The sequence below is a fragment of the Gluconacetobacter aggeris genome, from assembly GCF_014174395.1.
Lineage (GTDB): Bacteria > Pseudomonadota > Alphaproteobacteria > Acetobacterales > Acetobacteraceae > Gluconacetobacter > Gluconacetobacter aggeris.
Genome location: NZ_JABEQD010000018.1, coordinates 40,368 through 52,079, shown reverse-complemented (window position 1 = coordinate 52,079; position 11,712 = coordinate 40,368). Strand labels below are relative to the sequence as shown.

Annotated in this window: 4 protein-coding genes; 1 reads left to right on the top strand and 3 read right to left on the bottom strand. The window is 60.2% G+C overall.

Annotation, left to right across the window (positions count from 1 at the left end; translation table 11 throughout):
- The first annotated feature begins 266 nt into the window (after window positions 1-266).
- Window positions 267-1,433, top strand: coding sequence for a nucleotide sugar dehydrogenase (locus HLH36_RS17880; RefSeq protein ID WP_182987643.1), 1,167 nt, complete (start codon window positions 267-269; stop codon window positions 1,431-1,433).
- Between the two features lie 304 nt (window positions 1,434-1,737).
- On the opposite strand, the gene HLH36_RS17875 is transcribed toward HLH36_RS17880, so the two are convergent.
- The 3 genes from HLH36_RS17875 to HLH36_RS17865 all read right to left on the bottom strand — a co-directional run bounded on the left by HLH36_RS17875 (window position 1,738) and on the right by HLH36_RS17865 (window position 11,660).
- Window positions 1,738-4,773 carry a TonB-dependent receptor plug domain-containing protein gene (locus tag HLH36_RS17875; protein ID WP_182987642.1) on the bottom strand — a complete coding sequence of 1,012 codons (3,036 nt, stop codon included), beginning with the start codon at window positions 4,771-4,773 and terminating at the stop codon, window positions 1,738-1,740.
- Between the two features lie 1,183 nt (window positions 4,774-5,956).
- Complete coding sequence (locus tag HLH36_RS17870) at window positions 5,957-8,605, bottom strand: M1 family metallopeptidase (protein WP_182987641.1); 2,649 nt, start codon at window positions 8,603-8,605, stop codon at window positions 5,957-5,959.
- Window positions 8,606-8,786: 181 nt separating this feature from the next.
- Window positions 8,787-11,660, bottom strand: coding sequence for a TonB-dependent receptor plug domain-containing protein (locus tag HLH36_RS17865; protein ID WP_246377019.1), 2,874 nt, complete (start codon window positions 11,658-11,660; stop codon window positions 8,787-8,789).
- Window positions 11,661-11,712: the final 52 nt, after the last annotated feature.

The following is an 11,712-nucleotide window of genomic DNA, read 5'->3' as shown; positions in this document are numbered from 1 at the left end:
TTCGTGGGGTTTTTCTTTGGGCAGATGATGGGCTGAAAATAAAACATAATAAAATCAGATGCTACCCGAATCTGACTCAAAACTGAGGGCATGTTGGGAGCAGGGTCAGCAGGGTCACTCCGATCCTGGCCCCATTGCACACCCTACAACCAAGGGCTTAACTTTCCCTGAGGTCTACCTTCAGTTGGATGAAAGCTTCAGAGCAGGTCGGGGGCAAGGTCAATTCGCCCCGTGGACTCCATGGATTGATGTGAAGCGAGGACTATATGAAGATCGCGGTTGCGGGGCTTGGATATGTCGGTTTGTCGAACGCCGTTCTGCTGGCGCAGCACAATGACGTGACAGCGGTCGACATCAGTTCCGTACGTGTCGAGAAGGTGAATGCACGCCGGTCGCCCATCATCGACAGCGAGATGGAAGATTTCCTCGCCAACGCGCGGCTTTCGCTGAAGGCGACGACTGATCCCGCTGAAGCTTACCGGAATGCTGATTTCGTTATTGTCGCCACCCCGACGAACTACGATACGGAAACCAGCCATTTCGACACCTCGTCGGTGGAGGCGGTGATTTCTCAGGTCATCGCGCTGAACAGATCGGCAACCATCGTCATCAAATCGACCATACCTGTGGGCTTCATCGAGGCCGTCCGATCACGGATGCATACCAACCAGGTGATCTTCTCGCCCGAGTTCCTGCGGGAAGGTCGTGCGCTTTATGACAATTTGTATCCCTCGCGAATCATCGTGGGTGAGCGCAGTGCGCGCGCGCGTCGCTTTGCGGATCTGCTGATCGAAGGGGCAGTAAAAAAGGACATCTCCGTCCTTCTTACCGATCCATCCGAAGCCGAAGCCATCAAGCTGTTCGCCAATACCTATCTCGCGCTGCGTGTTGCCTTCTTCAACGAACTCGACAGCTACGCGCTTTCGCGTGCCCTGGATTCACGTCAGATCATTGATGGTGTGTGCCTCGATCCGCGCATCGGGCAGCATTACAACAATCCCTCCCTGGGTTATGGCGGTTACTGCCTGCCCAAGGATACGAAACAGCTTCTGGCCAATTACGACCAGGTGCCGCAGAATCTGATCTCGGCGGTGGTCGACGCAAACCGTACCCGCAAGGATTTCCTGGCGGAACGGATCATCGCGCTGAAGCCTAAGGTGGTCGGTATCTATCGACTGGTGATGAAGGCCGGGTCGGATAATTTCCGCCAGAGCGCGATTCAGGGAATCATGAAGCGCGTCAAGGCCAAGGGAATCGAAGTCGTCGTTTACGAGCCTGCCCTGCACGAGGACAGATTCTTCAGCTCGCGCGTTGTAAGAAATCTGGCGGAGTTCAAGGCGGTTTGTGATGTGATCGTGGCGAACCGGCGCACCCAGGAACTCATCGATGTCGAGGACAAGATCTTCACGCGCGATGTGTTCGGCGCGGATTGATGTCCGGCCTATTTTGACGGGGTGGCCTACTTGTCCGTGTGGGATTGAACCGCCCGGAATTGGCGGATCGGTTTCTTGTTGAAGCGGCTGAGCTTCATCAATCTGTCCTCTCAATAAGCCAGCCTCTCCTTCAAGATAGAAGGAAGTCTCCATGGCAGGTCAGGCGGAAGAGGATCCGACCAGGCTTTCCCACGATTTCGAAAAAGAGGGCGGGAAGAAGCCGGAGACGCAGACATGCTGCGAGGCTGCATGTTCTGGTCAAAAAAAGGGTGGTCCGGAAAGACCACCCCAATCGTGCAGAGTGTCAGAGCGTCACGTTGACGCCGAAGCGGAAGGCGCGGCCAAGCATGCCGGCTGCCGCCCAGGACGGGTTGTACAGATAGCCGCCATAGGTACCGAGATCGAGGGCCGGTTTCCAGTTGCCGACATTGTACATGTTGGCATAGACCGAGAAGCGATTGCTGATGCGGTAGGCCAGCGTCAGGTCCACATCCCAGAAACTGGGGGCGTTGCAGCGGATGGGGTTGCCATCCAGCGTTGTTTCGCCAGCGAAGCCGGTGGCGGCTGTCGAGCAGTCGTTGCGGGTGCCGGGACCATTATAGTCTTCCGCGGTCAGCTTGTAGCCGCTGGTATAATAAACGGTCGTGGTCAGCGACAGCTTGTCATAAGTGAAGGTATTGGCCCAATTGGCGCGCCAGCGGGGCGTTCCGGACGCCGAAGTTGTGTTGGCCGGTCCCAGGGTTCCCGCGAAACGCTCGGTGCCTACGCCCGGATAGGTGATGTTGTAGCGGAAGATATAGGTGGCTTCGCCCTTGCTGTACCACTTGATCTTCGACAGCTTGCCAGGCAGGGGGATATTGGCATCAAGCGCGAGGTCGAGGCCATCGGTCGTGAGCGAGGCGCCGTTGATATAGCCGAGATTGACGATACCAGCGCGGGGTTGCGCGTTGGGATGATCCGGATCGGCGACGTCCGGGATGACCGAAATGCCGGAAGGCATGGGCGAACCGGTGTAATAGGCTTCCAGCGCCGTCGCCTGGTTGGCCGTCGTAATATAGTTGTCCTTCTTGATGTAATAGTAATCGACGCTCAGGTTCATCCAGCGTGTCGGCTGGATGACGGCACCGCCGGTGAAGCTGGTCGACAGTTCAGGCTTCACATTGGGGTTGCCGACCGTGTTCAGCGCCAGGCTGTACGATTGCGCATAGGCGTCGGGCCCCGTACCAGCGGCATTCTGATGCTGGGCGAGGAAGGCGGACGTATAGGAGTGGCTGGACGGATTGTCCGTGACGTAGCCGACCGTCTGGCTGTTGGTTTCGGCGAAGCTCGGCACGCGGAAGCCCTTCGAGAAGGTGCCGCGCAGCGTGAATTCCTTGATCGGCTTGATCAGGGCTTCGACCTTGGGCGAGAAGCGGTTGTAGCCGACTGAGTAATTGTCATAGCGACCGGACACGTCGGCGCTGAAATATTTGACGAACGGAATATAGGTCTCGAAGAAACCGGATTCCACCCACCGGCTGCCCTTCGCGTAGAAGCCGTTGATGCCCATATACTGGGCGCTGGGATTCAACGGATCGTCGGGGTTGGCGCTGGGATTGTTCAGCGATTCATAGCGGATATTGCCGCCGACGACGAGATTGACCATGCCGCCCGGCAGTTTGAACAGGCCTTTCTGCAAAGTCAGTTCGCCCGAATATTCCGAGGAATCCGAGTGCTGCGTCGAGCGCGGCGCGATCCAGTTGCGGATGGCGGCCGAGTTCATCGACGGATTGATGAAATTGTAGCTGCCGTCGTTGATTGCCTGCTGGACGCGGTTGAAGATCGGGTAGCCGGTCCGGACATAGGCCAGGTCGTCGGTCATGCCGACGAACGACGCGTTATATTTCCAGTCCGAGCCCCAGTTCGACGGTTCCCAGCCCGAAAGATGGACCGAGCCGCGATAGGCCTGGTTGAACTGGGTAGACGTGGGGCGCATGTCGCCGAACAGATAATAGATCTGGGCGGCCTGCCCCTGCGCGGCATACGGGTTGTTGGGGTTCAACTGCCCGTTGGCCAGCAGCGCCGGCAGCGTGATATTGGCGAAGCTGATATCGCCGGAGCGGCTTTGCGAGCGGATGCTGATCGGGGTGGCGGTATTGTAGTTCAGATTCTGCGAATAGGTGAACATGCCCGTCAGCTCGGCCCGCTGCCACGGGCGGACGGTGAAATGCGCCGTCGTGCTGACGCGGCGGTCTGCCGGGGTGATCACCTTGTAATTGCCGACGGTGTTCTGCTCGCAGATGCTGTTCGCGAATTTACCGGTGCTGCCGGGGAACGCGCCCACAGGCACGTTGTGCGCGGTCAGGTCGCCGCAGCCGCCAAGAGGCTGAAGGCCGCCAAGCGGCGTCAGCGCACCGCTGGAACCGACCGAGACCGGCCGGACGAGCGCGGTCGTGGTCGCGCCGATGCCCGTGACCGAGCCGTCGGCCTGGACGGCGTTTGGATTGGCGTTGTAGCCGCCGATACCCGTCAGGTCGCCCGTGTTGTAGGGATAGCCACGCTGCGAATTGTACAGCATGTCATCGTTCTGGTACTCGGCATTGACGTAGAAATTGTAGCCGTCGCGATCCAGGTCGCCATGGCCGTAGGTGGCGTAGAGGCGCTGATGGCCGGAATCGCCCTGACCGCTCAGCCCGCCTTCGGCGTTGGCTTCGAATCCCTTGATCTGCTTGCGGGTGATGAAGTTGATCACGCCCGCGACCGCGTCGGCGCCGTAGGTGGCGGAGGCGCTGTCCTTCTGCACGTCGATCGTCTCCATGATCGACATCGGAATCCAGTTGCTGTCGACGAAGTTGCGTTCGCCGTCATCGGAAAGCGGATAGTAGGACAGGCGCTGCCCGTCCATGAGGACGAGGGTCGAGTCCGTCGTCAGGCCGCGCAAGGACGGTGCGGTGGCGCCGGCCGCGAAGGCACCGTTGGCCGAGAAGTTGGCCGGCAGGTTGCCCGAACCGTTGGAAGCCAACTGCTGCAACGCCTGGGAAGCCGTCGTGATTCCGCGCTGCCGCAGGTCCCTGGACGTCAGATGCGTCATGGGGGAGGCGCTGCGGAAATTCGGGTCGCGAATCAGCGAACCCGTCACGACGACATTTTCGGCTTCCGCCGAGGTCGGCACGACGGGGGCAGTCGAGGTCTGCGCCACGATCGCGGCGTTCGGCGCCATGACGGCCGGCCTGGTGGTCACCGGGGCCGTTGCCGTGGTCGGTGCGACCGTCTTCTTAGTCGCCTTGGTCGGCTTGATATGCTTGCGGGGCGTCTGCGTCGCCGTCATCGTGCCTTGGGCGAAGACAGGGGAACACACCATTCCGCTCATGGCCGTGAAGGCCAGAAGAAGGATGTTTCTATGTCGAAAAGTTCTGGATGTCGTCTGTTTGGCTCGGCGATCGCCCATGAATTTCTCCTGGATCGTTCTTATGCTTGAGGGGAAAGCTGTTCCGATTTGATTGATTCCGGAACGAATTTTATTGACATGAAATAAGAAGAGCACCGGAGGTATTCCAGGTCCGGCATACTGTGTCCCTGGCTTATCATTCTGATTTTTGAATGATCTTGCTTGCTGAAGAATTACAAAATACCCATGACCGCATGGGCATCCGAACCATATTTGTCATGTGGTTTTTGTAACGTTCTGCGGCCGTCAGGGACGGCGCGGACATCGGGCCGGCTGCGCCAAGCCCCCGCGTGTGCATATGGTAAGGTCCTGACAAAAGCGCATGTTGATCCACCCGGCATAGAAGTGCCGCGCGTTACGATCACCATCCTCATGATGCCAAGAAACCATGCTTAACTTCCTATTACATAGCGGTAACAAAATACGCATAAAGACGACGACCCTGTCGACCGTTCCATTCTGTTCGTAACGAATTTCGTTCGTTATGTTGCATTGGTGCAACATAAATGCTTCTGCCCGAAGGGATTGTTTTGATTGAACAATAGAACGGAGGCGAGATGGCATTCGATAAAATTTCCAGAATGGACATTCCGGAGATCTTTTTGCGAATATATTTGCGCTATTCTTTTCTTTTTATTCCGCTCTCACATCGTCCAGGCTGCTGGCGTCGGGTTGAAGCAATGGCACCTGCATTTTCCCAATGATGGTGGAGGGTGGATGAAGGCCGGGTCTTGGGCGAGGATGGATGTGGGGAGGCGAATCACGGGGCCGTTCCCATGTTTTCCGGCCGCAGGCGGGTTTGCCGGGGCTGTTGGCAAATATCGCTGGCGGCGATTCGCCGCATGATTTCCGTGCTCGGCCGTGCCGGCCCATAAGGCCGCTCTCGCGCCTCAGAGCCTATTGCCCAACGGGCCTTGAAGGAGGATTCAGAAGAGGCGCCGGGGCAATGTTCGCGAATCCATGCGGGCGAACAGGGCTGCCGGCGGCAGAGAGGGCTACGGTTGATCGTGCCCGGAAATCGTATCGCCGGAGAAGATCGTTTCAGGCCCCGCCGGCCTGAAACGATCCGTTGTGTGTTCCGGCGCTTCGATGGTGGTCAGTGTGACAGGGCGGCCAGCCAGGGGGTGAGGTCGGCCTGGGCCCGCGCCGCGATGGCGGCATTGGCGGCGATCAGATCCGTGGCCTTACGGGCCTCGATCTTGGCGCCGATCGAGGCTGTAGCCGACGGGTCGGCGGCCAGTGCCTTCGCCACGTCCGGGTTGACCGAGTGCGACGCGATGGCCGGCAGCAGCGCGGATTGCGACCAGGGAGCCAGACGTGCGCGGATCTGCTTCTGCGTCTGCGGGTCCTGCACCAGCGACCAGACCAGATCGGGATTGTCGCTGGTGGCGGCCACCCGGGCGAGCGAGCGGGCGACGCGGCCGTTGGGGATGACGCCGCTATAGGCGATCTGCACGGTCTGGCGGATCAAGGCGGGATCATGCGCCGCCGCCAGCGCGCTGAAGAAGCGCAGCTTGTCTTCGGTGCTGGTTGCCGCGTGCAGCATCTTCACCAGCGTCGCGTAGGTCGCGGCATCGGCATGCTGGCCGGCGACCGAAGTGACCGGATCGACCAGGCTGGCCGGCAGGCTGCCGGGGTTCTTCACATAGGCGGCAAAGCGCGCCTGCGCGCCGCTGATGACCGCCGGGTCGTCGAACTGCCCCAGGGCCGTGATCACCTGCGGACGCAGCAGCGTGTCGAGGAAGGATTCATCCGCGCGCGGCGTCCAGCCCAGGCGTGCCAGTTGCGGCCCCAGCAGGGCGCGGGCAAAGGCATGGAAGGCGAGGCGGGACGGGCTGCCGCGCTCCATCGCGTCCAGATCCTTCAGGCGCCCGATCGTGTCCTGCCAGACGGCGATATTGTCCTCGTGCGTGGCCGGCAGGGTGGCAACCAGGTCCAGCCAGGTCGAAAGCGGTGCCAGGCCGGCCTGGAACAGCGCATACTGGTCGCCCAGCAGGTTGGCGCGGTCGACGGCGCTCAACTGGCCGAATGCTTTTCCGAGGGCGGTGAGCGACGACGCATCGTAGGCCGTACGATAATAGCCGTTTTCGCCCGGATTGGCCTTCAGCGCCTGGTCGCAGCCCGTGAAGGTCAGGTGCGCCGGCTGGTCGGGCGTCAGGATGACGCGCTGCGCGGTGACGCCGGGGCCGCCGATGGTGACGGGGATGTTCCAGCGTGCGGGCAGCGGATGGGCGTCACCGATGGCGAAGCGGCCTTCGGTCAGCGTCAGGGTCGTCTTGCCGGCTTCGCAGCGTCGGCCGACGGTGACCAGCGGGATGCCCGGCTGCTCGGTGAAGCTGCGGGCGACGGTCGCCACATCCTGGTGCGACACCTGCGACAGCGCGACCCACAGATCGGCGCTGGTGGTGTTGCCGTAGGCGTGGGCCTTCATATAGGCGCGCATCCCGTCACGGAAGATATCGGGACCCAGCCAGTCCTCGACCATCCGGATGACCTGCTCGCCCTTCTGGTAGCTGATCCGGTCGAAGGCGGTATCGGCCTCGCTGACGTCGTGGATCACCTGCTGGATGGGGTGCGTGGTCGGATGGGCATCCTGCGCCATCGCCTGTTCGCGTTCGTAATGCTGGCGCGGCCACATCTGCCAGGTCGGGTTGAAATGGTCGGTGGCCTTGGTCTCCATCCAGGTGGCGAACCCTTCATTGAGCCAGATATTGTCCCACCAGCCCATCGTCACCAGGTCGCCCGACCATTGGTGGGCCATTTCATGCGCCACGACGATATAGACGGCTTCCTGGGTCGTCGGCGCGCTGGTCTTGGGGTCGAACAGCAGGTCGTCGTCGATGAAGGTGATGGCGCCCCAGTTTTCCATCGCCCCGGCCTCGTAATTTCCGGGAATGGCGATCAGGTCCATCTTGGGCAGCGGATAGGCGACGCCGAAATACGCGTTGTAATAGGGCAGGATCTGCGATGCGGCGGTCAGCGCGTAGCGGCCCTTTTCCTGCTCGCCGGTCGGGGCATAGACATTGATCGGCGTGTCGCCGCCCTTGCCGCTGACGGCCTTCATGTCACCGGCCACCAGGGCCAGCAGGTATGTGGACATGCGCGGCGAGGTGCCGAAGACCACCCGCTTGGCGTTCGCGCCGGCCGGCGTGGACGATTCGATCGGCATGTTGCTGACGGCGGTGAAGCTGGCCGGCAGGGTCGCCGTCAACTGGAACGTCGCCTTGAAGGCGGGTTCGTCCCAGCCGGGGAACATGCGGCGGGCGTCCGCGACCTCGAACTGCGTTACCAGCATGCGGTGCTGCTTGCCGTTGGAGGTGCGGTAATCATCGTAATAGATGCCGTTCGGCGTGGCCGGAATGGGGCCGCGATAGGTGATCGCCAGCTTGTGCGCCCCGGTGGCCATGGGCTGCGGCAGGGTCAGCGTCGCCGTCTGGGCCTTGTCGTCCTGCGTGATCTTGGCCGCCGTGCCGTCGAGCGTGGCCGCTGTCAGCGTCAGGCCCGCCTGGTTCAGCGTGATGCTGGCGGTGGGGGCCGTGACGTTGACGTCGATGTCTTCATGCCCGGTCAGGGTCAGGCGCTTCAGGTCGGTGACGATGTCGATCCGATAGGCGGCGGGCACCACATCTTTCGGCAACTGGCCGGGTGCGTGGGCGAAATCGAAGGGAGATTCGGCCAGGGCAGGTCCTGACAGCAGGGCCGTGCTCGCCAATAAAAGCGTGGCGATGGCGGGTTTGAAATTCATACGGAAACTCCGGTGTAGTGGACCAGCAAGCCTGATCATCTACCCGCCATTGTTCCCCTGTTGGGTGCACAACGCAAATCGGGCGGGCAGCGTAGAAGACCGCCGCGAAGCGGCCGTCATTCCGCCGACAAAAAAAGGGCGGTCCGAAGACCACCCCCTTTTCTTCCCGTATCGGGTTTCGTCAGAGCGTGACGTTCACGCCGAACTGGAAGGAGCGCATGATCACACCCTTCTGCGACCATGAAGAATTGTAGAGGTATCCGCCATACGTCGCGTAATCATACGGCGCGCGGAAACCGAGAAGGTTATAGACGTTGGCGTATATCGACCATTTCTTGTTGAACTGATAATTGACGGTCAGATCAACATCCCAGAAACTCTTGACGCGGCACTGGGTCGGATAGGCCGGGCCGTTAAACTGCAACATCCCGACCGAATTCGCGCAGCTATGGCTGTAACGTCCATCGGCGGCAGGCGCCGTCGCGCCGGAATCATCCGCCACTGTCTTGTAACCGCTCGTGTAATAGACGGTGGGGGTAACGGCCAGTTTTTTCCAGGCGAACGTGTTCGACCAGTTCGCGCGCCAGCGCGGCGTACCCGAAGCGGAAACGGCGGAATACGGACCGAGCGTCCCGGCGAACTGGTAAATCGATCCATCAGGGTTGACCTGGTTGAAGCGCCTGACGTAGGTCGCTTGGCCATTGCTGTACCATGTGACGTCATGCAGCGCACCCGGAAGATGGGCATGCGCGCTGATCGACAGGTCGACACCATCCGTCATCATGCTTTTGGCGTTGATGTATTCGCCCGCGACATAAGCGGGGGCCACCAGCGCGTTCGGGTAATTGCCGTCTTTCGGGCCCGGAACGACCGTAATTCCGGCAGGCAGCCCCACGTTCGAACCACCGTTCTCAACCCACTGATTGAGGTAGGCGTTCGGGTTCAGGATACCACTCGTAATGAAATGGTTTTTCTTGATGTAGTAGTATTCGGCCGAAATGGTCAGCCAGTTCGTCGGATTGAAGACCGGACCGATGGTATAGCTGGTCGAGGTTTCCGGCTTCAGCTGCGGATTGCCAACGTTCAACTGCCCGATGTAATTCCCCGACTGAACATATCCATCATTGCCGTGGCTGTTCTGCCAGGCGGTGATGGCGGGGTTTGTCTGGTCCCACTGTACCGGCACGAAGCCTTCGGTCTGTCCGCCCGTTTCGGCAAAGCTGGGCACACGGAAGCCGCGGTTGAAGGTTCCCCGCAGTGTGATCTGCTTGATGGGCTTGAACTGAAAGCCGACTTTCGGCGAGAAGTGGCTGAAATTTTCCGATTGCTCGTTATAATTGTCATACCGACCGGATGTGTCGATATTCAGCATTTTGACGATCGGAATATTGACTTCGTAGAATCCGGATTCGACCCAGCGATGCCCGACCTGGGCCACCGGATTATAGATGGCCCACTGATTGGCGGGGTTGTTCACATCGAGCGGATTGGCATTCGGATCGTTTACGGCTTCGTAACGGATATTTCCGCCGATCGCGACTTTCACCATTCCGCCGGGCAATTTGAACAGGCCTTTGCTCAAGGTTGCCTGGCCGGAATACTCCTGCGAGCGAGCATTGATGGTGTTGACCGGCAAGACGTAGTTCGTGGCGCTTCTGGAATTCTGGGACGGGTTGACGAAGTTATAGGACCCGTCGGCAATGGCGTTTTCAAGGTGACTGAGATAAGGCTGGCCTGTCTGAACCTGGTTCAGCAGCGTATTCATGCCGACAAAGTCAGCATCGTAGTTCCAGTCCGATCCCCAGTTCGAACGCGCCCAGCCGGTATAGCGTACCGATCCGCGAAAATTGTTCGACGTATCGGTCGTGACCGGGACCTGATTGAACAATCCTGCGATCTGGGCGTCCTGATGCTGGGCCGCATACGGATCGTTCGGATTCAGTTGGCCGTTGGAAAGCTGCCATGGCAGGACGACCGGGCTGCTCGACACCAGTTCCGCCTGCGTCGCCGTCCCGTATGGGGAAGGCGCCGACGTCGTTATGGTCCGGGCTTGCGACCAGTTGAACATCGCGACCAGTTGCGAATTATCCGTCACATTCGCCGTGAAGTGCGCGGTCGCGCTGACCCGGCGCTGGTCCGGCTGCACCATTGCATATTGCTTGGAATTTTGCGAGCACGCCGATGTCAGCGACGTGTCATTTCCCGTGAAATTGTACCCCGAAACCGGCGTCAGGCCGCCGCATCCGGCTTGCGGGTTGAGCAGGCTGTATCCGCCGACGCCTGCCCCATTGACGAAGGGCCGGACAATCGCGGCGGAGGTGGAGCCGGTGTAATTGGTATTGAACTGGTTCGTACCGGGAAGCAGGGTGTTCGTGTTTCCGTTCGATCCACCGAGGCTGGTGAGGTCGCCGTTGTTATAGGGGGATTGAAGCTGGCGATAGTATAAAGCGTCGTCCTGTTGGTATTCCGAATTGATGTAGAAATTATATCCGTCGCGATTCAGGTCACCGTGGCCATATGTTGCGTATAGCCGCTGATGGCCCGTATCCCCACGTTGCGACAGGCCGCCTTCGGCATTGGCCTCGAATCCCTGGATGTTCTTGCGGGTCGTGAAGTTCACGACGCCGGCCACAGCATCGGCGCCATAGGTCGCGGACCCGCCGTCCTGCAGAACGTCGACACCCTCCATGATGGATTGCGGAATCCATGTCGTATCGACGAAATCCCGCTCGCCGTCGTCAGCGAGGGGATAGTAGGAGTTTCTCTGCCCGTCGATGAGGACGAGGGTCGAGTCGGTGCTGAGGCCACGGAGCGATGGCGCCGATCCACCGGGGGCAAAGCCGCCACCCGCCGCCCACTGGCTGGTAAGATTGCCCGCACCGTTCGCCGACAATTGTTGCAGGATGTCATTGGCGGTTTTCAGGCCGCGCTGCTGCATGTCCTTGCGCGTGATATGCGTGATTTCGGAGGAACTGGTCGCGTTCGGATCGTGGAACAGCGTGCCGGTCACCGTGACACTTTCGGCCTCCTGCTCCGGAGCCGGACTGCTGGCCATTGTCGCCGCGTTCGCTATGGCTGTCGCATTGTTCGGGGCCCTCGGAGGGAGC

Excerpts from the sequence above, each read along its gene's own strand:
- HLH36_RS17880 (WP_182987643.1), top strand. The coding sequence starts at position 267 with ATGAAGATCGCGGTTGCGGGGCTTGGATATGTCGGTTTGTCGAACGCC.
- HLH36_RS17875 (WP_182987642.1), bottom strand. The coding sequence starts at position 4,773 with ATGGTGTGTTCCCCTGTCTTCGCCCAAGGCACGATGACGGCGACGCAG.
- HLH36_RS17870 (WP_182987641.1), bottom strand. The coding sequence starts at position 8,605 with ATGAATTTCAAACCCGCCATCGCCACGCTTTTATTGGCGAGCACGGCC.
- HLH36_RS17865 (WP_246377019.1), bottom strand. The coding sequence starts at position 11,660 with ATGGCCAGCAGTCCGGCTCCGGAGCAGGAGGCCGAAAGTGTCACGGTG.